Origin of the sequence: Pseudomonas sp. UBT (assembly GCF_050915955.1) — a bacterium.
Lineage (GTDB): Bacteria > Pseudomonadota > Gammaproteobacteria > Pseudomonadales > Pseudomonadaceae > Aquipseudomonas > Aquipseudomonas antarctica_A.
In genome coordinates, this window is the sequence record NZ_CP168079.1 from 107,774 (window position 1) to 127,781 (window position 20,008).

General features: G+C 60.5%; 19 protein-coding genes. 11 read left to right on the forward strand and 8 right to left on the reverse strand.

All coding sequences use genetic code 11. The features are described from left to right. Window positions 1–5: 5 nt before the first annotated feature. The 4 genes from acnD to ACDZ94_RS00475 all read right to left on the reverse strand — a co-directional run bounded on the left by acnD (window position 6) and on the right by ACDZ94_RS00475 (window position 5,585). Window positions 6–2,600, reverse strand: a complete 2,595-nt coding sequence (gene acnD / locus ACDZ94_RS00460) for a Fe/S-dependent 2-methylisocitrate dehydratase AcnD (RefSeq protein WP_432750922.1) — start codon at window positions 2,598–2,600, stop codon at window positions 6–8. A 202-nt stretch (window positions 2,601–2,802) separates the two neighbouring features. Further along, the gene (prpC, locus tag ACDZ94_RS00465) at window positions 2,803–3,930 is read right to left on the reverse strand and encodes a bifunctional 2-methylcitrate synthase/citrate synthase (protein WP_064453640.1); all 1,128 of its coding nucleotides are present in this window, start codon (window positions 3,928–3,930) and stop codon (window positions 2,803–2,805) included. A gap of 42 nt (window positions 3,931–3,972) precedes the next feature. Then, complete coding sequence (prpB, locus tag ACDZ94_RS00470; protein ID WP_021491517.1) at window positions 3,973–4,866, reverse strand: methylisocitrate lyase; 894 nt, start codon at window positions 4,864–4,866, stop codon at window positions 3,973–3,975. Next, window positions 4,863–5,585 carry a GntR family transcriptional regulator gene (locus tag ACDZ94_RS00475; RefSeq protein ID WP_064453641.1) on the reverse strand — a complete coding sequence of 241 codons (723 nt, stop codon included), beginning with the start codon at window positions 5,583–5,585 and terminating at the stop codon, window positions 4,863–4,865. The genes prpB and ACDZ94_RS00475 overlap by 4 nt, the downstream gene beginning before the upstream one ends. A gap of 272 nt (window positions 5,586–5,857) precedes the next feature. Here ACDZ94_RS00475 and ACDZ94_RS00480 point away from each other — a divergent pair, with 272 nt between their 5' ends. From ACDZ94_RS00480 to ACDZ94_RS00505, 6 genes are all read left to right on the forward strand, one after another. Further along, the gene (locus ACDZ94_RS00480) at window positions 5,858–6,403 is read left to right on the forward strand and encodes an ATP-dependent zinc protease family protein (RefSeq protein ID WP_064453642.1); all 546 of its coding nucleotides are present in this window, start codon (window positions 5,858–5,860) and stop codon (window positions 6,401–6,403) included. A 5-nt stretch (window positions 6,404–6,408) separates the two neighbouring features. Continuing rightward, the gene (locus tag ACDZ94_RS00485) at window positions 6,409–7,941 is read left to right on the forward strand and encodes an inactive transglutaminase family protein (protein WP_064453643.1); all 1,533 of its coding nucleotides are present in this window, start codon (window positions 6,409–6,411) and stop codon (window positions 7,939–7,941) included. Next, on the forward strand, window positions 7,941–8,927 hold the full coding sequence (locus tag ACDZ94_RS00490) for an alpha-L-glutamate ligase-like protein (RefSeq protein ID WP_064453644.1): 987 nt from the start codon (window positions 7,941–7,943) through the stop codon (window positions 8,925–8,927). The genes ACDZ94_RS00485 and ACDZ94_RS00490 overlap by 1 nt, the downstream gene beginning before the upstream one ends. 99 nt (window positions 8,928–9,026) lie before the next feature. Further along, window positions 9,027–10,370: an aminodeoxychorismate synthase component I gene (gene pabB / locus ACDZ94_RS00495; RefSeq protein ID WP_432750923.1), complete on the forward strand. Its 1,344-nt coding sequence runs from the start codon at window positions 9,027–9,029 to the stop codon at window positions 10,368–10,370. 228 nt (window positions 10,371–10,598) lie between these two features. Then, entirely contained in the window at window positions 10,599–10,901 is a 303-nt protein-coding gene (locus tag ACDZ94_RS00500) for a type II toxin-antitoxin system HigB family toxin (protein ID WP_064453646.1), read from the forward strand. Then, window positions 10,901–11,257, forward strand: a complete 357-nt coding sequence (locus tag ACDZ94_RS00505; RefSeq protein ID WP_064453647.1) for a helix-turn-helix domain-containing protein — start codon at window positions 10,901–10,903, stop codon at window positions 11,255–11,257. The genes ACDZ94_RS00500 and ACDZ94_RS00505 overlap by 1 nt, the downstream gene beginning before the upstream one ends. Window positions 11,258–11,373: 116 nt before the next feature. Here ACDZ94_RS00505 and thrH read toward each other — a convergent pair whose 3' ends face one another. Continuing rightward, complete coding sequence (gene thrH / locus ACDZ94_RS00510; RefSeq protein WP_128588240.1) at window positions 11,374–11,991, reverse strand: bifunctional phosphoserine phosphatase/homoserine phosphotransferase ThrH; 618 nt, start codon at window positions 11,989–11,991, stop codon at window positions 11,374–11,376. 152 nt (window positions 11,992–12,143) lie between these two features. Between thrH and ACDZ94_RS00515 the strand changes: the two genes are divergently transcribed. The 3 genes from ACDZ94_RS00515 to ACDZ94_RS00525 all read left to right on the forward strand — a co-directional run bounded on the left by ACDZ94_RS00515 (window position 12,144) and on the right by ACDZ94_RS00525 (window position 15,619). Then, window positions 12,144–12,878 carry a phosphoadenylyl-sulfate reductase gene (locus ACDZ94_RS00515; RefSeq protein WP_064453648.1) on the forward strand — a complete coding sequence of 245 codons (735 nt, stop codon included), beginning with the start codon at window positions 12,144–12,146 and terminating at the stop codon, window positions 12,876–12,878. Between the two features lie 469 nt (window positions 12,879–13,347). After that, the gene (locus ACDZ94_RS00520; protein WP_064454995.1) at window positions 13,348–14,877 is read left to right on the forward strand and encodes an NCS1 family nucleobase:cation symporter-1; all 1,530 of its coding nucleotides are present in this window, start codon (window positions 13,348–13,350) and stop codon (window positions 14,875–14,877) included. 13 nt (window positions 14,878–14,890) lie between these two features. Continuing rightward, window positions 14,891–15,619: an aspartate/glutamate racemase family protein gene (locus ACDZ94_RS00525; protein WP_262665989.1), complete on the forward strand. Its 729-nt coding sequence runs from the start codon at window positions 14,891–14,893 to the stop codon at window positions 15,617–15,619. 59 nt (window positions 15,620–15,678) lie between these two features. Here the strand turns inward: ACDZ94_RS00525 and ACDZ94_RS00530 are convergent, their stop codons facing one another. Next, window positions 15,679–16,602 carry a LysR substrate-binding domain-containing protein gene (locus tag ACDZ94_RS00530; RefSeq protein ID WP_432750924.1) on the reverse strand — a complete coding sequence of 308 codons (924 nt, stop codon included), beginning with the start codon at window positions 16,600–16,602 and terminating at the stop codon, window positions 15,679–15,681. A gap of 106 nt (window positions 16,603–16,708) precedes the next feature. Between ACDZ94_RS00530 and ACDZ94_RS00535 the strand changes: the two genes are divergently transcribed. Then, complete coding sequence (locus tag ACDZ94_RS00535) at window positions 16,709–17,455, forward strand: 3-oxoacyl-ACP reductase family protein (protein ID WP_432750925.1); 747 nt, start codon at window positions 16,709–16,711, stop codon at window positions 17,453–17,455. 88 nt (window positions 17,456–17,543) lie between these two features. On the opposite strand, the gene ACDZ94_RS00540 is transcribed toward ACDZ94_RS00535, so the two are convergent. Next, on the reverse strand, window positions 17,544–18,233 hold the full coding sequence (locus ACDZ94_RS00540) for an HAD-IA family hydrolase (protein ID WP_221295419.1): 690 nt from the start codon (window positions 18,231–18,233) through the stop codon (window positions 17,544–17,546). Between the two features lie 444 nt (window positions 18,234–18,677). Between ACDZ94_RS00540 and ACDZ94_RS00545 the strand changes: the two genes are divergently transcribed. Further along, complete coding sequence (locus ACDZ94_RS00545; protein WP_064453653.1) at window positions 18,678–19,061, forward strand: DUF2784 domain-containing protein; 384 nt, start codon at window positions 18,678–18,680, stop codon at window positions 19,059–19,061. Here ACDZ94_RS00545 and ACDZ94_RS00550 read toward each other — a convergent pair. Then, entirely contained in the window at window positions 19,021–19,989 is a 969-nt protein-coding gene (locus ACDZ94_RS00550) for an NAD-dependent epimerase/dehydratase family protein (RefSeq protein ID WP_432750926.1), read from the reverse strand. The genes ACDZ94_RS00545 and ACDZ94_RS00550 overlap by 41 nt on opposite strands. Window positions 19,990–20,008: the final 19 nt, after the last annotated feature.

The window sequence follows — 20,008 nt, forward strand, 5'->3', positions numbered from 1 at the left end:
CCTCTTCAGGCGGTCGCCGCCGATTCCAGGAAGTCCTGGGCAAAACGCTGCAACACGCCACCCGCCTCGTAGATCGACACTTCTTCAGCGGTGTCCAGGCGGCACGTCACCGGCACTTCGACACGTTCGCCATTCTTGCGGTTGATGACCAGGGTCAACTGCGCACGCGGGGTGCGCTGGCCGATGACGTCATAGGTTTCGCTGCCGTCGATGTTCAAGGTGTGACGGTCGGTGCCCGGCAGGAACTCCAGCGGCAACACGCCCATGCCCACCAGATTGGTGCGGTGGATGCGTTCGAAGCCTTCGGCGGCAATCGCTTCCACACCGGCCAGGCGTACGCCCTTGGCCGCCCAGTCGCGGGACGAGCCCTGACCGTAGTCGGCGCCCGCAATAATGATCAGCGGCTGCTTGCGTTCCATGTAGGTTTCAATGGCTTCCCACATCCGCGTGACCTGGCCTTCAGGCTCGATACGCGCCAGGGAACCCTGCTTGACCTTGCCGTTTTCAACCACCATTTCGTTGAACAGTTTCGGGTTGGCGAAGGTCGCGCGCTGCGCGGTCAAATGGTCGCCGCGGTGGGTAGCGTAAGAGTTGAAGTCGACTTCCGGCAGGCCCATTTTCGCCAGGTATTCGCCAGCGGCGCTGTCGAGCATGATCGCGTTGGACGGCGACAGGTGATCGGTGGTGATGTTGTCCGGCAGCACCGCCAGCGGGCGCATCCCCTTGAGCGGACGGGCGCCGGCCAGCGCGCCTTCCCAGTACGGCGGGCGGCGGATGTAGGTGCTTTGCGGGCGCCAATCATATAGCGGCGCGACTTTCGGGCCGGTGTCTTCGTGAATCGCGAACATCGGGATGTAGACCGCGCGGAACTGCTCCGGCTTGACCGAAGCCTTGACCACCGCGTCGATTTCTTCATCGCTCGGCCAGATGTCTTTGAGGCGGATTTCCTTGCCGTCGGCATCCAGGCCCAGCACGTCCTTTTCAATGTCGAAACGGATGGTGCCGGCAATCGCATAAGCCACCACCAGCGGCGGCGAAGCGAGGAACGCTTGCTTGGCGTACGGGTGAATGCGCCCGTCAAAGTTGCGGTTACCGGAAAGCACGGCAGTGGCGTAGAGGTCGCGGTCGATGATTTCTTGCTGGATCACCGGGTCGAGCGCACCGGACATGCCGTTGCAGGTGGTGCAAGCGAACGCCACCACACCAAAACCCAACTGCTCCAACTCGTGGGTCAAGCCCGCTTCATCGAGGTACATCGCCACGGTTTTCGAGCCGGGCGCCAGCGAGGATTTGACCCACGGTTTGCGGACCAGCCCGAGCTTGTTGGCATTACGTGCCAACAGGCCGGCGGCGATCACGTTGCGCGGGTTGCTGGTGTTGGTGCAACTGGTAATGGCAGCGATGATCACCGCGCCATCGGGCATTTGCCCCGGCACTTCGTCCCACGGGCCGCAGATGCCTTTGGAGGCCAGATCGCTGGTGGCGACACGGGCGTGCGGGTTACTCGGGCCGGCCATATTGCGTACGACGCTGGACAGGTCGAAGGTCAGGCCGCGCTCGTACTGCGCACCTTTGAGGTCATCCGCCCACAGGCCGGTGTGGCGCGCGTACTGCTCAACCAACGTGACTTGTTCATCTTCGCGGCCGGTGAGTTTCAGGTAGGCGATGGTTTGCGGGTCGATGTAGAACATGGCGGCGGTGGCGCCATATTCCGGGGCCATGTTGGAGATAGTCGCGCGGTCGCCCAGGGTGAGTGCCGAGGCGCCTTCGCCGAAGAATTCCAGCCATGCCCCCACCACTTTCTGCTGACGCAGGAATTCGGTCAGCGCCAGCACCATGTCGGTCGCGGTAATGCCCGGTTGCAGCTTGCCCGTCAGCTCCACGCCGACACTTTCCGGCAGGCGCATCCACGAGGCGCGGCCGAGCATCACACTCTCGGCTTCGAGGCCGCCGACGCCGATGGCGATCACACCCAGGGCATCCACGTGTGGGGTGTGGCTGTCGGTGCCGACGCAGGTGTCGGGGAACGCCACACCGTCACGCACCTGAATCACCGGGGACATTTTCTCCAGGTTGATCTGGTGCATGATGCCGTTGCCCGGCGGGATCACATCGACGTTCTTGAAGGCCTTTTTGGTCCACTCGATAAAGTGGAAACGGTCTTCGTTGCGACGGTCCTCGATGGCGCGGTTTTTCTCGAACGCGTCCGGGTCAGCACCACCGGCTTCAACGGCCAGGGAGTGGTCGACGATCAGTTGGGTCGGCACCACCGGGTTGACCTGGGCCGGGTCGCCGCCTTGCAGGGCGATGGCATCGCGCAGGCCGGCGAGGTCGACCAGGGCGGTCTGGCCGAGGATATCGTGGCACACCACGCGCGCCGGGAACCACGGGAAGTCGAGGTCACGCTTGCGCTCGATCATCTGGCTCAGGGACGCATTGAGCGTGGCCGGGTCGCAACGGCGCACCAGGTTCTCCGCAAGGACGCGGGAGGTGTACGGCAAGGTGGCATAGGCACCGGGGCTGATTGCATCGACGGCCGCACGGGCGTCGTAGAAATCCAGGCGGCTGCCGGGCAGCGGTTTACGAAATTCAGTGTTCATCGTCAGGACTCGGTCACGGTAGTTACAAAAGAAGAGCCGAGGCAGATCCAGAATTGGAATGAGGTCAAAATGTGGGAGCGGGCTTGCTCGCGAAAGCGGTGGAACAGTCGCCGGATGTGTTGAATGACACACCGTATTCGCGAGCAAGCCCGCTCCCACATTTTTGATTCGGTTACCACGTCAGGATCGCCGGTCACTTCACTCAGCGACGTTCGATTGGCACGAACTTGCGCTGCTCAACGCCGATGTATTCGGCGCTCGGACGGATAATGCGGTTGTTGGCGCGCTGCTCGAACACGTGCGCGGCCCAGCCGGTGAGGCGCGAGCACACAAAGATCGGCGTGAACAGCTTGGTCGGTATGCCCATGAAGTGGTACGCCGAGGCATGGTAGAAGTCGGCGTTGGGGAACAACTTCTTCTGCTCCCACATGGTCTTGTCGATGGCTTCCGAGACCGGGAACAACACGTTGTCGCCCACTTCGTCAGCGAGTTTTTTCGACCAGCCCTTGATCACTTCATTGCGCGGGTCGCTGTCTTTGTAGATCGCGTGGCCAAAGCCCATGATCTTGTCTTTGCGCGCCAGCATGCCAAGGGTGCCTTCGACGGCTTCTTCGGCCGAGCCGAAACGCTCGATCATTTCCATCGCCGCTTCGTTGGCGCCGCCATGCAGCGGGCCGCGCAGGGAGCCGATGGCGGCCGTGACGCACGAATACAGGTCGGACAAGGTCGAGGCACACACGCGGGCGGTGAAGGTCGACGCGTTGAATTCGTGCTCGGCGTAGAGGATCAGCGACACGTTCATGACTTTCTCATGCAGCGCGCTCGGCTTCTTGCCGTGCAGCAGGTGCAGGAAGTGGCCGCCGATGCTGGGCTCGTCGGTCACGCAGTCGATGCGCTTGCCGTCGTGACTGAAGCGATACCAGTAGCACATGATCGCCGGGAAGGCGGCGAGCAGGCGGTCGGTGACATCGCGTTGCACGCTGAAGTCTTTCTCGGGCTCGATATTGCCCAGGAACGAGCAACCGGTGCGCATCACGTCCATCGGGTGGGCATCGGCGGGGATGCGTTCCAACACTTCTTTCAAGGCCTGGGGCAGATCGCGCAGCGTGCTCAGTTTTTTGCTGTAGGCGGCCAGTTCGGCTTTGGTCGGCAACTCGCCGTAGAGCAGCAGGTAAGCGACTTCTTCAAATTGCGCGTCGGCGGCGAGTTCACGCACGTCGTAACCGCGATAGGTGAGGCCGGCACCGGCCTGGCCTACGGTGGACAATGCGGTCTGCCCGGCTACCTGACCACGCAGGCCGGCACCACTCAGTACTTTTGCTTCAGCCATGGTTCTTCTCCAATTTTGTAGTTATTCAGGGAGGCGCGTTCGTTACTTTTTCGCGGCGAACAGCGCGTCGAGCTTCTGCTCGAAGGTGTGGTAGTCGATGCGATCGTAAAGCTCCATGCGGGTTTGCATGGTGTCGATCACGTTCTGTTGGGTGCCGTCGCGACGGATCGCGGTGTAGACGTTCTCGGCGGCCTTGTTCATGGCACGGAAAGCCGAGAGCGGGTACAGCACGATGGAAACATCGGCAGATTTCAACTGTTCGGTGGTGTACAGCGGGGTTGCGCCGAATTCGGTGATATTGGCCAGGATCGGCGCCTTCACCCTTGACGCGAAGAGCTTGTACATCTCCAGTTCAGTGATGGCTTCCGGGAACACCATGTCGGCGCCGGCTTCGATGCAGGCGGCGGCGCGTTCCAGGGCGGACTCCAACCCTTCCACGGCAAGGGCGTCGGTGCGCGCCATGATCACGAAGCTGTCATCGGTGCGCGCATCCACGGCGGCCTTGATGCGGTCGACCATTTCCTGCTGGGACACGATCTCTTTATTCGGGCGATGCCCGCAGCGCTTGGCGCCGACCTGGTCTTCGATGTGGATGGCAGCGGCGCCGAACTTGATCATCGACTTGACCGTGCGCGCCACGTTGAAGGCTGAGGAACCGAAACCGGTGTCCACGTCTACCAGCAGCGGCAGGTCGCACACGTCAGTGATGCGGCGCACGTCGGTCAGCACGTCATCCAGGCCGGTGATGCCCAAATCCGGCACGCCGAGGGAGCCGGCAGCGACACCGCCACCCGAGAGGTAGATGGCCTTGAAACCGGCGCGTTTGGCCAGCAGCGCGTGGTTGGCGTTGATTGCGCCCACCACTTGCAAGGGATGTTCGCTGGCGACTGCATCGCGGAAACGCTGGCCTGGAGTAGTTTTATTGTTGGAACTCATGACTCACCTCGCTGAGTGGCTGTCTGGGGCGCGCCGTCCGGGAAGTGACGGGCGATATTGCGTTTGGAGGCGCCGATATGCCGGCGCATCAACAATTCGGCCAGTTCACCGTCACGATCGGCAATCGCGTCAAGAATGCGGTGATGCTCGGCAAAAGCCTGGCGTGGACGATTGGGGGTGGCGGAGAACTGGATGCGGTACATGCGCACCAATTGGTACAGCTCGCCGCAGAGCATTTGGGTCAGCGTGCGATTACCGGCGCCTTGAATTATCCGGTAATGAAAATCGAAGTCGCCTTCCTGCTGGTAGTAGCCGAGCCCGGCCTGGAACGCTTCGTCGCGTTCATGGGTGTGCAGCACTTGGCGTAGCTCCTCGATTTCCGCATCGGTCATGCGCTCGGCGGCCAGGCGGCAGGCCATGCCTTCCAGAGATTCGCGGATTTCATAGAGCTCGATCAGCTCGGCATGGCTCAAGGACACCACTCGCGCGCCAACGTGAGGCACGCGCACCAGCAGACGCTGGCCTTCCAGGCGGTGGATCGCTTCACGCAATGGACCACGGCTGATGCCGTAGGTGCGCGCCAGTTCCGGCTCGGAGATCTTGCTGCCGGGGGCGATTTCGCCTTTGACGATGGCGGCCTGGATACGCCGGAAGACGTTCTCTGACATGGTCTGGGAATCGTCTTGCGCTACCACTGGGGTTTCCAGTTGATCCAGCATATTGTCGACACCTTTAAAAGCAATGCCGCAAAAACTAGCCAATCAGACCTTATTAGTCAAAGAATAAATCAACATTGTCGACAATCGTCTAATAACCCCTTCTGCACGCTCTAGGGCATGGCCGCCTGCCAGCGCTGGCGCCAAAAAAGCATCATGTTAGAATGCCCGCCGCTTTTGCCTGACATCACTTGATGAAACGGCGCACTAGAGATTGCGCAGCAATGCCAGTCGCCTTGATGAATTGAACATCGCACTGCACCGCGTCAGGATCTATGAGACTCAAGCCCTTCCTTCTGATTTGCCTACTGTTCCTGCCGGGGCTCATGCCGGGGCTAAGTGCTGCCGCCGAGAAGACCGTGTATGGCCTGAATGAATACGCCAAATTGGCCGGCATTGACCTGGAAGTGGCGGCCAAACTCGACACCGGCGCCAAGACCGCCTCGTTGAGCGCCCGCGATATCAAGCGCTTCAAGCGCAACGGCGAATCCTGGGTGCGCTTCTACCTGGCTATCGACGCCGCCCATTCCCACCCCATCGAACGCCCGTTGGCCCGCGTCAGCAAGATCAAGCGCCGCGCCGGTGACTACGACCCCGATGAGGACAAGAACTACACCGCCCGCCCAGTGATCGCGCTGGAAATCTGCATGGGCAGCGCTTTACGCAGCATCGAAGTGAACTTGACTGACCGCAGTGCCTTCCAATACCCGCTGCTGATCGGCTCCGAAGCGTTGAAACGCTTTGATGCGCTGGTCGACCCCAGTCTCAAATACGCAGCGGGCAAACCTGCCTGCGCCGCCGACGCTCATACCGCCGAGTAAACTGAATGCGCTCTCTGACCCTGCACCTGAAAATCCTGATCACCATCCTGGTGGTGTTGGGTATTTCGGTCACCGCCTACCAGATTTTCGTGCTGGGGATTCCTGTCACCGAGGACGCCACCGACGACCTGTGGAACATCGACGCCAAGGTCGAGTTCGTCGCCAACCCCAAGGACCCGGTGAAAATCTCGATGTTCGTGCCGCCCCTGAGCCGCGACTTCGTCAGCCTCAATGAGAGTTTCATCTCCAATAATTATGGCGTCAGCGTCAACCGCACCGACGGCAACCGTAAGGTCACGTGGTCGGCGCGCCGAGCCAAAGGCAAGCAGACCCTGTATTACCGACTGGTGCTGACCAAGCGTTACAGCGGTGAAAAGGTCAAGGTCAAGGGCCCGACCTTTCGCGACAGCATCGCAGTGGACGGCCCGGAGAAGATCGCCGCCGAAGCCTTGCTGGCGCCGATACGCCAGCACTCGGCGGACGTCGAGACCTTTATCGGCGAGGCCATCAAGCGCACCAACAACCTCAACGACGACAATGTGAAGCTGCTGCTGGCCGGCGATCCGTCGACGCCGCACAAGGCCAAGATCGTCGAGCTGCTGCTGTCCATCGCCCACGTGCCGATCGAAAAGGTCCACACCATCCGCCTGGTGGCCGACCAACCGCAAACCCCCGAGCTGTGGCTGCGCAGTTTCAACGGCAATGACTGGCTGTACTTCAACCCGGAAACCGGCGAGCAAGGCCTGCCGTCCGACCGCCTGTTGTGGTGGACGGGCGATGAAAACCTGATCACGGTCGATGGCGGCAAGAAAGCCATGGTCACCTTCAGTCTGAACAACAGCGAAATGAACGCCATTCGCCTGGCCAAGCTGACCGACGAAAACACCGACGCCAACTTCCTCGAATATTCGCTGTACGGCCTGCCGCTGCAAACCCAGCAGACCTTCATGATCATGGTGATGATCCCGATTGGCGTGCTGGTGATTCTGATCCTGCGCAACCTCATCGGCCTGCAGACACTCGGCACCTTTACCCCGGTGCTGATCGCCCTGGCGTTTCGGGAGACGCAGCTGGGCTTCGGCATTGTCCTGTTTACGATTATCACGGCGCTGGGCCTGTCCCTGCGCTCGTATCTGGAACACTTGAAGTTGCAGATGCTGCCGAGGCTATCGGTGGTGCTGACCTTCGTGGTGGTGCTGATTGCGGCCATCAGCCTGTTCAGCCACAAACTCGGCCTGGAACGCGGGCTGTCGGTGGCGCTGTTCCCGATGGTGATCCTGACCATGACCATCGAACGCCTGTCGATCACCTGGGAGGAGCGCGGCGCCAACCATGCGCTGAAAGTGGCGATCGGTACGCTGTTCGCTGCCTCCCTGGCGCACATCATCATGAGCGTGCCGGAGCTGATCTACTTTGTGTTTACCTTCCCGGCGATCCTGTTGATCCTGGTGGGCTTCATGCTGGCCATGGGTCGTTATCGCGGCTACCGCCTGACCGAGCTGGTGCGCTTCAAGGCCTTCCTCAAGGCTGACTCGTAATGTTCGGCTTCTGGAAGACCTGGAAGGCCCTCGAAGCGCGGGGGATCATGGGCATCAACCGGCGTAATGCCGACTACGTGCTCAAGTACAACAAGCGCAGCCTGTACCCGATTGTGGATGACAAGATCATCACCAAGGAGCGGGCGATTGCCGCCGGCATCCATGTGCCGGAAATGTACGGGGTCATTTCCACCGAGAAGGAAATCGACAAGCTCGACGAGATCATCGGCGGGCGCAGTGACTTTGTGATCAAACCGGCCCAGGGCGCCGGCGGCGATGGCATCCTGGTGGTGGCCGACCGTTTTGAAGGGCGCTATCGCACCGTGTCCGGCAAGATCATCAGCCATGAAGAAATCGAGCATCAGATCTCCAGCATCCTCACCGGTTTGTATTCCCTGGGCGGCCACCGCGACCGTGCGCTGATCGAATACCGCGTGGTGCCCGACCAGATCTTCAAGAGCATCAGCTACGAAGGCGTGCCGGATATCCGCATCATCGTGTTGATGGGCTACCCGGTGATGGCCATGCTGCGCCTGCCGACCCGGCAGTCCGGCGGCAAGGCCAACCTGCACCAGGGTGCGATTGGCGTCGGTGTGGACCTGGCCACCGGCCTGACCCTGCGCGGCACCTGGCTGAACAACATCATCACCAAACACCCCGACACCACCAACGCAGTGGATGGGGTGCAACTGCCCAACTGGGATGGTTTCATGCAGTTGGCGGCCGGCTGCTATGAACTGTGCGGGCTGGGCTATATCGGCGTGGACATGGTGCTGGACCAGGAAAAAGGCCCGCTGATCCTCGAACTGAATGCACGGCCGGGGCTGAATATCCAAATCGCCAACGACTGCGGCCTGACCCTGCGCACCCACGCCGTGGAAGCGCGCCTGGAAGAGCTGAAAGCCGCCGGCGTGACGGAAACCCCGCAAGAGCGCGTGAAGTTTGTGCAGGAAATGTTTGGGCATATACCCCACGTCGAAGGCTGATCCGGGCTTCAATCTGTCTATAGCCGACATCCCCTCTAGGACCAAATCCTACGGGGGACTACAATCGCCTCCCCACGCCAATCGCTGATCCGCCCCGCAATGTCGACCTGCTCCGTACACTCGCTGCCCTACCGGGCCAACCCCGCCGAATACTTTGCGGCGATTCGCCATGCCCCCGGTGCGGTGCTGCTCGACAGCGGGCGCCCGGCTGCCGAACGCGGGCGCTATGACGTGCTCAGCGCCTGGCCACAAGCAACCTTGACCGTAAGGCCTGACGAAAGCGGCAGTGATTTCCTGCAACGCTTGCGCGATAACCTGACGCAGCTGGGTGAGGCGGCAATGCCGGCAGGTGTGGAACTGCCGTTTGCCGGCGGCTTGATCGGCTATCTGAGCTACGACTTCGGCCGGCACCTCGAACAGATGCCACACCTGGCGACGGATGACCTGCACCTGCCGGATGCACGCTTCGGGCTGTATGCGTGGGCACTGATCAGCGATCACCAGGCACAGACCAGTCAGTTGGTCTTCCACCCGGCGCAGGCCAACAGCGAGCGACAACGGCTGATCGACCTGTTCAGCCAGGCTGCCCCACAAACATCAGCCACCTTCAAGCTCCACGGCCCGATGGCGCCCGACCTCACAGCCGAGGCTTATCGCCAGGCCATCGTGCGCATTCAGGACTATATCCAGGCGGGCGACTGCTATCAGGTCAACTTCGCGCAGCGCTTCCGGGCGCCGTGCATCGGCGACCCATGGGTGGCTTACTGCGCTCTGCGTGAAGCCTGTCCTACACCTTTCTCAGGTTTTCAAAGCCTGCCGGATCACGGCGCGGTATTGAGCCTGTCGCCGGAGCGCTTCGTCAGGGTCAGCGAACGCCACGTCGAAACTCGCCCGATCAAGGGCACCCGCCCACGGGGTTTGACCGCCGAAGAGGATGCAGCTCACGCCGCCGAACTGCTGGCCAGCCCCAAGGATCGCGCCGAAAACCTGATGATCGTCGACCTGCTGCGCAACGACCTCGGTCGCACCTGCCGCACGGGCTCGGTGAAAGTGCCCGAGCTGTTCAGCCTGGAAAGCTACCCCAACGTGCACCACCTGGTGAGCAGCGTCACCGGCATCCTGGCCGACGACAAGGACGCCCTCGACCTGATCGCCGGCAGCTTCCCCGGCGGCTCGATCACCGGCGCGCCGAAGATCCGCGCGATGCAGATCATTGACGAGCTGGAGCCGACGCGACGCGGCTTGTACTGCGGCTCGCTGGTGTACCTGGACGTACGCGGCGAGATGGACAGCTCCATCGCGATTCGCAGTTTGTTGGTCAAGGATGGGCAGGTGTGCTGCTGGGGCGGCGGCGGGATCGTAGCGGACTCGCAGTGGGAGGCGGAGTATCAGGAGTCGCTGACCAAGGTGCGAGTTTTGTTACACACGTTGGAAAGCCTGTAGCGCTCCGTATCTTCCTGGCGCTCGGACGCAGAGCCCCGTAGCCGAAAAAGCCTGAATCAGAATGGCCGTGGACGGCGTGTGAGTGGGAGGATAGCGTCCAGCCCCTACCGTCCACCCGCCGTTTGTGAAGGATCACATGAAGCGACTGTCTACTCGTCAGAAATTATTTCCGCGATTGCATATCCACTCAAGCGTATCTATTATCTCCCGTATTGGGAGATTGCAACGATGCGGATAATCGCTCTCTCTACCTTACGAATATTCTGGGAAAGCCATCCCGCGTATATCGAGGCCAAAACGCCGCTGGTCGAGCTGTATCGCCACATGGAGAAGACTATTTACGCCACGCCGCAGGCACTCAAAGATGAGCTTAGAACGGCGAGCATTCTCAAGGGCGGCAGGGTTGTTTTCAACGTGGGCGGCAACAAGTACCGAGTGATCATGGCGATCGACTATCAACGACAGCTGGGTTTCATCCGTTTCGTAGGGACCCATGCGCAATACGACCAGATCAACGCGGAGACCGTGTGATGAACATCAAACCTATTCATTCCCAGGAAGACCTGACTGCGGCGCTCACACGCGTCGAGCAGCTATGGGGAGCGCAAGTCGGCTCGCCAGAGGGTGACGAGCTGGAAATCCTCGCCGTACTCATTGAGAAGTACGAGGCGGAACATTTTCCAATGCCGGCTTCGGACCCAGTGGAAGCGATTAAATTTCGCATGGAGCAGTTGGGCATGACTGCCCGCGACCTGGAGCCTTTTATCGGTACGAGCGGGCGAGTGTCCGAAGTGCTGAATCACAAGCGAAAGCTGAGCCTGGCGATGATCAAACGCCTGCATGAAGGTTTAAGTATTCCTTATGAGCGGTTGCTGGCCGGGGTTTAGGCGCAGACTGAACCGGCTTCATCACAGGCAAGCCAGCACCCACATTTTAAGGGTCACAAATCAAAATGTGGGAGCCGGGCTTGCCCGCGATGAGGCCAACAGCATCAACCAATCAACTACAGGCTCAATGGCCGATTCGACGCCTTGATGAACGCTTTCTTCAAGTCCTCAAACGTATGCACCGCGGGGAACTGCGGGAACTCGCGAATCACATTCTCCGGCGCATGGAACAGAATCCCACGGTCAGCTTCGCCGAGCATGGTGGTGTCGTTGTAGGAATCGCCGGCGGCGATCACGCGGTAGTAGAGGGTCTTGAACGCCAGCACCGACTGGCGCTTGGGGTCCTTCTGGCGCAGTTGGTAGCTCACCACCCGGTCGTTCTCATCGGTAATCAACCGATGGCACAGCAAGGTCGGGAAGCCGAGTTGGCGCATCAGCGGTTGGGAGAATTCGTAGAAGGTGTCTGACAAAATCACCACCTGGAAGCGCTCGCGCAGCCAGTTGACGAACTCGATGGCACCGTCCAGCGGCTTGAGGGTGGCGATCACTTCCTGGATATCGGCGAGCTTGAGCCCGTGTTCGTCGAGGATGCGCAGGCGTTGCTTCATCAGCACGTCGTAGTCGGGAATATCCCGGGTGGTGGCCCGCAAGGATTCAATACCGGTTTTTTCAGCGAAGGCGATCCAGATTTCCGGAACCAGCACCCCTTCCAGGTCGAGACAGGCAATTTCCACAACACACCCCTATTTATCTTATTCAAGTTGAGCGAGCAAAAGGACTGCCGAACTCTAGCGACTCAAGCTCGGCCCCGCAACGCGGGGCGGATTTTGATACCATCGCTCCCCTATAGAGCGCTCAGCGCCACTGACCTGTAGGAACCGTCCTGATGAACCAAGCCTTCGACGTCGCTGAACTCGCTGCGACTTACGCAAACAAATCCGCCCAGGACATTCTCAAGCTGGCGTTCAGTCAGTTCGGCGATGACCTGTGGATTTCCTTCAGCGGCGCCGAGGACGTGGTGCTGGTAGACATGGCCTGGAAGCTGAACAAGAACGTCAAGGTATTCAGCCTCGACACCGGCCGTCTGCACCCGGAGACCTACCGGTTTATCGAGCAGGTGCGCGAGTTCTACAAGATCGATATCGAGCTGATCTCGCCGGACCAGCGCGCGCTGGAACCCTTCGTCAAGGAAAAGGGCCTGTTCAGCTTCTACAAGGACGGCCATGGCGAATGCTGCGGCGTGCGCAAGATCGAGCCGCTGCGCCGCAAACTGTCCGGCGTAAGCGCCTGGGCCACCGGCCAACGCCGCGACCAGAGCCCCGGCACCCGCAGCCAGGTGGCGGCACTGGAGGTCGACAGCGCTTTCTCCACCCCGGAACGTACGCTGTACAAGTTCAACCCGCTGGCGCAGATGACCAGCGAGGAAGTCTGGGGTTACATCCGAATGCTCGAGTTGCCTTACAACAGCCTGCATGAACGCGGCTTTATCAGCATCGGCTGCGAGCCGTGCACCCGGCCGGTATTGCCGAACCAGCACGAGCGCGAAGGCCGCTGGTGGTGGGAAGAAGCTACGCAGAAAGAATGTGGCCTGCACGCCGGGAATATCATCAGCAAAGCCTGAGGGCTAGCGCAGTAAAAATGTGGGAGCGGGCTTGCTCGCGAATGCAGTGGATCAGTCGACACATTCAGTGACTGGCCCTTCACATTCGCGAGCAAGCCCGCTCCCACATTTGCTTTGTGGTGGGTATAAATCTTGTACACACTGATGTAACCATCGGTGCCATTTATGTGTGCAATCCAGTTCAAGACGCACCATAACGTAACATCTCTTCCCGCTTCTTTTCGTTCTCTCCCACACAGCTTCTACTGCATAAAAAATAAATACCTGTTCAAACGGTCAATTTATATCGCTTTAAATTCAGTCATTTACTTGGACAACCTATAAAAAAGAAATTAATCACCCGTTTCATAGTTCAAAAACTGGCACGCATGTGGCTTAAGTTGAAATGCGCTTTGTATACAATAAATACAAAACCTACATACACTTTGCCATCCGCGGCTTGCTCGCCGATGCGCTGGAGCCTGCCGGAATGCGTACAAGCCTCTCGAATAACATCGCACTGGATCTGCCCTCCTCCGCCCTGAACCCGGCGGCCGCGAGCCCCGGCCCGTTGGTGCTCAGCCCTCGCCTGCACAACCGGGACCTGGCGCCCACCAAAGTTGAGGGTCGTCGCTGGGGTCGCTACAGCATTTTCGCGTTGTGGACCAATGACGTGCACAACATCGCCAACTATTCGTTTGCCATCGGCTTATACGCGCTGGGCCTCGGCGGTTGGCAGATTCTGTTATCACTCGGGATTGGCGCGGCGCTGGTGTACTTCTTCATGAACTTGTCGGGGTATATGGGGCAGAAGACCGGCGTGCCGTTCCCGGTCATCAGCCGTATCAGTTTCGGTATTCACGGTGCACAAATTCCGGCGCTGATTCGGGCGGTGATTGCGATTGCCTGGTTTGGTATCCAGACCTACCTGGCGTCAGTGGTTTTCCGCGTGCTGTTGTCGGCAATTCATCCAGGGTTTGCCGACTATGATCACAACTCGATCCTCGGCCTGTCGACGCTGGGTTGGGCGTGTTTCGTGGCGATCTGGTTTGTGCAACTGGCGATCCTGGCGTACGGCATGGAAATGGTGCGCCGCTACGAAGCGTTTGCCGGGCCGGTCATTCTGGTGACTGTGGCCTCATTGGCCGGTTGGATGTATTTCCAGGTCGGCGGCAATATCGCCTGGTCGATCCGCGAGCCGCTGAGCGGTGGCGAGATGTGGCGCAACATCTTTGCCGGCGGCGCGTTGTGGCTGACGATCTACGGCACGCTGATTCTCAACTTCTGCGACTTTGCCCGGTCCTCGCCGTGCCGCAAGACCATCCTGGTCGGCAATTTCTGGGGCTTGCCAGTGAATATCCTGGTGTTTGCCGCCATCACCGTGCTGCTCTGCGGTGGGCAGTTCCAGCTCAATGGACGGGTGATTGAAAGCCCGACCGAAATCATCGCAGCGATCCCCAACACCTTCTTTCTCGTGCTGGGCTGCCTGGCATTCCTGATCGTCACCGTGGCGGTGAACATCATGGCCAACTTCGTCGCACCGGCCTTTGTGTTGAGCAACCTGGCGCCCAAGTACCTGAACTTTCGTCGTGCCGGGCTGATCAGCGCCACCGTGGCGGTGCTGATCCTGCCGTGGAACCTCTACAACAGCCCGCTGGTGATCGTGTATTTCCTGTCCGGACTGGGCGCGCTGCTGGGGCCGCTGTACGGGGTGATCATGGTCGATTACTGGCTGATTCGTAAAAGCCAGGTGGACGTTCTGCAGCTGTATAGCGAAGACCCGAATGGCGTTTATTACTACAGCCGAGGCGTCAATTTACGCGCAGTCGCGGCGTTTATTCCTGCGGCGGTGATCGCAATCCTACTGGCGCTGTTGCCAGGTTTTACCAGCGTCGCTCCCTTTTCCTGGCTGTTTGGCGCTGGTATTGCAGGGCTGTTGTATCGGCTGATCGCCAAGCGCCAACCGTTCTACGCCGATGTCAGCGGCGAAAGCATTGCAGTCGATAACGTCAGTCATTAACCAAGGACATTCCATGCGCATCCTCGTGGTCAACGTCAACACCACCGAATCCATCACTGAAACCATCGCCCAGCAGGCACGGGCTGTGGCCTCGCCCGGCACCGAAATCGTCGGCCTCACGCCGTATTTCGGCGCCGAGTCGGTGGAAGGCAATTTCGAAAGCTACCTGGCCGCTATCGCCGTGATGGACCGGGTGATGGCCTACGATCAGCCGTTTGATGCGGTGATCCAGGCCGGCTATGGCGAACATGGCCGTGAAGGCTTGCAGGAGTTGTTGAATGTGCCCGTGGTGGACATCACCGAGGCGGCGGCCAGCACGGCGATGTTCCTGGGCCACGCCTACTCGGTGGTGACCACCCTGGACCGTACCGTGCCGTTGATCGAAGACCGGTTGAAACTTGCCGGGCTGTATCAACGCTGCGCCTCGGTACGCGCCAGTGGCATGGCAGTGCTTGAGCTTGAAGAAGACCCACTGGCCGCCATGGAAGCCATCGTGCGCCAGGCGGAACTGGCGATCCGCGAGGACAAGGCCGAAGTGATCTGCCTGGGCTGCGGCGGTATGGCCGGGCTGGATGAGCAAATTCGCCAGCGCACCGGCGTGCCGGTGGTGGATGGAGTGACGGCGGCGGTGACCATTGCCGAATCCCTGGTTCGGTTGGGGTTGTCGACATCGAAGATCAGGACCTATGCCACGCCGAGGCCGAAGAGGGTCATTGGTTGGCCGGGTAAGTTGGGCCGGTAGACCGAGTCGCCTGCATCGCGGGCAAGCCCGGCTCCCACATTGGAATTGAGCAACCGTCGTCAAATCGCGCTGAACCGATGCCCCAAGCCCTTTTCGGAAAACTGCTCAATGATGAAGTCCACAAACGCCCGAGTCTTGCCGGGCAGCAGCTTGTGTTCGGCGTAGTAAATGGAGATGTTGCCGTCGTCGACGTACCAATCGGGCAACACCCGCACCACCGCGCCGCTGTCGAGGAACGGCACGGCCATCGGCATGCTGACCAGCGCAATCCCAAGGCCTTGGGCGCTGGCGCAGCAGGCGGCTTCGGAATCGCTCATGGTCATGCGCGGCTTGAGCACCAGCGGGCGTTGCTCACGCTCCGGGCCCGTGAGCTGCCAGGTGCGCACGCGGCCGGTTTGCGGAGAGCGGATCAGGATGCCCAGGCAACGCGATAAATCTTCGGGCGCCCTTACCGGCAGACGCCGCTCCAGATAAGCCGGCGAGGCCACCAGTATTCGATGCGCAGGTGCCAACTTGCGCGCCACCACGCCCTGGGGCAGTTCAAAACCGCCGCCGATAGCCGCATCAAAGCCTTGGCCGATCAGGTCCACCTGGCGATTATCGAAATGCCAGTCCGGGCTGATATCCGGAAAGCGCCGCATGAACTCCACCAGTAATGGCACCACATAACGATTGCCGAACACCGTGCCCATGCTGACCTTGAGCGTGCCCACCGGGCGGCCTTCCGCGCTCGCCAGGTTGGCCACGGCGTTCTGGATGGTGATGAGGCTGCCGCTGACTTCTTCGAGGAACAGCTTGCCGGCTTCGGTCAGGGTCAGGCGCCGGGTGCTGCGTTGAAACAGGCGAACACCGAGGCGTGCTTCCAACTTGGCGACACTCTTGCCGACCGCCGCCGGCGTCAGGCTCAGGTGCCGGGCCGCTTCGGCGAAGCTGCCGCCTTCGGCACTGCGCACAAAGCATTCGATACTTCCAAAGCTTTCCATATCGCACCATTCTAAACTTTTGGTTTACACAGACTATAGCAATCACGGTCTACCGGCATGGGTGGGTGAGGTCGATACTCGGCCCATCAACTACTTGGAGATCGACATGACCACACAAAACCTCATCGGCAAAGTCGCCTTGATCCAGGGCGGTTCCCGCGGCATTGGCGCTGCGATCGTAAAACGCCTGGCCGCACAAGGCGCAGCCGTCGCCTTCACTTACGTCAGTTCGGCCGCCAAGGCCGAAGAACTGCAGAACGTCGTGATCAGCGCAGGCGGCAAAGCCCTGGCCATTCAGGCCGACAGTGCCGACGCCACGGCGATTCGCAATGCGGTCAACGCCACCGTCGAAGCGTTCGGGCGCCTGGATATTCTGGTGAACAACGCCGGTGTATTGGCCATCGCGCCACTGGAGGATTTCAAGCTGGAAGACTTCGACCAGACCCTGGCGATCAATGTGCGCAGCGTGTTTATCGCTACTCAGGAAGCGGCCAAGCACATGGGTGAAGGCGGCCGCGTGATCAACATCGGCAGCACCAATGCCGAACGTATGCCGTTTGGCGGCGGTGGCCCCTACGCGATGAGCAAGGCGGCGCTGGTGGGCCTGACCAAAGGTTTGGCACGGGACCTGGGGCCACGCGGCATCACCATTAACAACGTGCAGCCGGGGCCGGTGGACACCGATATGAACCCCGCGAACGGTGAGTTTGCCGAGACGCTGATCGGGTTGATGGCGGTGGGGCGTTATGGCCACGTGGAGGAGATAGCGAGTTTTGTGGCTTATCTGGCCGGGCCGGAAGCGGGGTATATCACCGGTGCAAGCCTGACCATTGATGGTGGTTTCAGCGCCTAACCCATTGTGGGAGCGAGCCTGCCTGCGACGGCGGTCTTGAGGACGCCATCGCAGGCAAGCCAGCTCCCACATTTTTGACCCTGTTCAGTCAGGGAAAAGGTGGCAAGCCATAGGCGGCGAGATCGAAGTCCGCGAGTTTGCGGATGATCTGGTCGGCATGTTGGTATTTGCTGTCGGCCATGGCTTCATCGGGCACGGCGATAGCGGTCATGTTGGCGGCTTTCGCGGCCGTCACACCGAACGGCGAATCCTCGAACACCAGGCAATCCTGTGGCGCGACGCCCAAGCGGCGCGCAGCGGTCAGGAAGATATCCGGCGCAGGTTTCGCGGCGCCGACTTCCGGGTCATCGGCCGTGACGATGGTGCCGAACAGGCCAAACCATTCACGGTGCAAGGTGGTCTTGTGGCCAAACGAATTGCGCGACGAACTGGTGCCCACCGCGATCGGAATGTTATGCGCCTTCAAGTGCCGCACCAGCGCCTCGGCCCCGGGCATGCCCAAGGCCTTGGGAAAACGCTCGCTCATCAGCGGTTCACGGATTCTGAGAAACTCTGCTGGCGTGATCGGCAAGTCCAGCGCCTTGACCACGTAATCGGCCAGGTCCTGAGCGCCTCGGCCGATGATGTGCTGCTTGATGCCCCAGTCGTAGGTACGGCCGTAGCGTTCGGCGATGATCTGCGTGACTTCGGTGTAGATGCCTTCGGTATCCAGCAATAACCCGTCCATATCGAAAATCACGGCCTTGATCGGGCCGACTGCGGTACGCGGTGCATTCATCACAACAGAACCTTGGGGAAAGGACTAAAAGGATTCAGCACAATAACGGCCCAGGTTGCTTGCAAGCAACCATCACGGCCACAAACCTGAGCCCGCCCTCACGCCTTACTCCGCAAAGTCCACGCCTTCAGTCGTCTCAGCCCACGCCTCAAAATCAGCGCTTAACACCCTTGACCTGGGTGCATGCAAAACCCAACGTAGCCTTGCCCGGCAGCAGGCACACTGGACGGCTTCGGCTTTGCCTATGTTGGACGCTCCAGCCTCGCGCCCTATTTGCAAAGCGGCGAGTGGGTAGAAGTATTGGGCGACGGGATCATCCATAGTACGTGGCGGGTGTATGACGGCAATCGCAGTAATATGTCGAAAAAACTGCCTGTGTTTATCGCCTACCCGCAAGAAGAATTCGGCGCCTGACACTGGCCCACCTTATAAGCGAATCCCAACATGCTCTATCGCGTAGCCGCCGACAGCCTGGTGCTGTTTCACCTGAGTTTCATCTTGTTCGTGCTGTTCGGCGGATTGCTGGCCCTCAAGTGGCGGCCTGTCATGTGGCTGCACCTGCCCGCAGCGGCCTGGGGGGTCGCCGTCGAGGTGTTCCACCTGCCCTGCCCGCTGACCCGTTGGGAGAACCTGTTCCGCCATCTCGCCGGGCAGGACGGTTATGGCGGCGGGTTTGTCGAGCATTACATCCTCACGCTGATCTACCCGGCCGGGCTGACCCCGAACATTCAATGGGTACTCGGGGCCGTGGTGTTGCTGATCAACATGGCGGTGTATGTGCGCTTGATCAGGCGGACGCAGGCAAACACCCCAGGTCGGCCAAGGTAGTCTCCACCGCCTGTTCCAGCGGCGTGTGCGGCTCACGGCCCAAGGCATCCAGCAAGCGCTGGTTATCCAGGCGCAACGGGGTTTGCCACAGGTAGCGCATTTCCTGCATCTCACGGACTGTGACGACAAAGGGCGCTGCCAATTTCATCAACCACCAAGGGAAACGACCTACGCGCGGTTGATGGCCGGTCCGACGCAGCACCACGCGCTGGATCGCCTCGGCCATCTGCGTGCCATCCGCGTCCATATGCCCAGCCATATGAAAGCGCGCGAACGCATCGAGGCTCGCCCGGCGCTCAATCAACTCGAGCATGGTGCGCGCCACATCCGGCAGGTACGCCCATTGATGCGCCACACCGGGAGCGCCCGGGTAGCTGACGGCGTGCACCGGTTTGCCGGGCTTGACCAAGCCTTGGGCGAACCAATTGTTGGCCACCCGGGCGCCGAAAAAATCCCCGGCGCGCACGATCACCACCCGAGCGCCCTGGCGGGAAGCGTCCTGTAGACGCTGCTCCAGTTGCACACGAATCGCGCCTTTGCGTGTCTGCGGGTGCTGAGGCGAGTCTTCGTGCAACACGGGAAACGCATCCGGCCCGAAGTTGTAGACCGTGCCAGGCAACACGATGGTCGCGCCCTCGGCGATGGCCGCCGCGATACTGTTATCGATCATTGGCAGCACCTGCTCGGCCCAGTTGCGATAGCCCGGTGGGTTGACCGCATGGACGATCACCGCACAGCCACGCGCGGCAGCGAGCACTTCCTGGCGATTGAGTGCATCGCCCTGGAGCCAGGAGAAGGCGGCATTCGCAAGTCGCGCCTTGTCCACATCCCGGGTCAACGCACACACCTCCCAGCCTGCCGCACTCATCTGCCGCGCCACTTCGCCGCCGATCCCGCCCGTCGCTCCCAGTACCAGAACTTTGCTCATGACCGTCTCCCACGTTGGT

Coding starts and splice junctions, on each gene's coding strand:
- ACDZ94_RS00500 (WP_064453646.1), top strand. CDS start 10,599: ATGCGGATAATCGCTCTCTCTACCTTACGAATATTCTGGGAAAGCCAT.
- ACDZ94_RS00535 (WP_432750925.1), top strand. CDS start 16,709: ATGACCACACAAAACCTCATCGGCAAAGTCGCCTTGATCCAGGGCGGT.
- pabB (WP_432750923.1), top strand. CDS start 9,027: ATGTCGACCTGCTCCGTACACTCGCTGCCCTACCGGGCCAACCCCGCC.
- ACDZ94_RS00520 (WP_064454995.1), top strand. CDS start 13,348: ATGCGTACAAGCCTCTCGAATAACATCGCACTGGATCTGCCCTCCTCC.
- ACDZ94_RS00515 (WP_064453648.1), top strand. CDS start 12,144: ATGAACCAAGCCTTCGACGTCGCTGAACTCGCTGCGACTTACGCAAAC.
- ACDZ94_RS00540 (WP_221295419.1), bottom strand. CDS start 18,233: ATGAATGCACCGCGTACCGCAGTCGGCCCGATCAAGGCCGTGATTTTC.
- ACDZ94_RS00550 (WP_432750926.1), bottom strand. CDS start 19,989: ATGAGCAAAGTTCTGGTACTGGGAGCGACGGGCGGGATCGGCGGCGAA.
- ACDZ94_RS00490 (WP_064453644.1), top strand. CDS start 7,941: ATGTTCGGCTTCTGGAAGACCTGGAAGGCCCTCGAAGCGCGGGGGATC.
- ACDZ94_RS00480 (WP_064453642.1), top strand. CDS start 5,858: ATGAGACTCAAGCCCTTCCTTCTGATTTGCCTACTGTTCCTGCCGGGG.
- ACDZ94_RS00505 (WP_064453647.1), top strand. CDS start 10,901: ATGAACATCAAACCTATTCATTCCCAGGAAGACCTGACTGCGGCGCTC.
- ACDZ94_RS00545 (WP_064453653.1), top strand. CDS start 18,678: ATGCTCTATCGCGTAGCCGCCGACAGCCTGGTGCTGTTTCACCTGAGT.
- ACDZ94_RS00530 (WP_432750924.1), bottom strand. CDS start 16,602: ATGGAAAGCTTTGGAAGTATCGAATGCTTTGTGCGCAGTGCCGAAGGC.
- ACDZ94_RS00485 (WP_064453643.1), top strand. CDS start 6,409: ATGCGCTCTCTGACCCTGCACCTGAAAATCCTGATCACCATCCTGGTG.
- ACDZ94_RS00475 (WP_064453641.1), bottom strand. CDS start 5,585: ATGCTGGATCAACTGGAAACCCCAGTGGTAGCGCAAGACGATTCCCAG.
- prpC (WP_064453640.1), bottom strand. CDS start 3,930: ATGGCTGAAGCAAAAGTACTGAGTGGTGCCGGCCTGCGTGGTCAGGTA.
- acnD (WP_432750922.1), bottom strand. CDS start 2,600: ATGAACACTGAATTTCGTAAACCGCTGCCCGGCAGCCGCCTGGATTTC.
- prpB (WP_021491517.1), bottom strand. CDS start 4,866: ATGAGTTCCAACAATAAAACTACTCCAGGCCAGCGTTTCCGCGATGCA.
- ACDZ94_RS00525 (WP_262665989.1), top strand. CDS start 14,891: ATGCGCATCCTCGTGGTCAACGTCAACACCACCGAATCCATCACTGAA.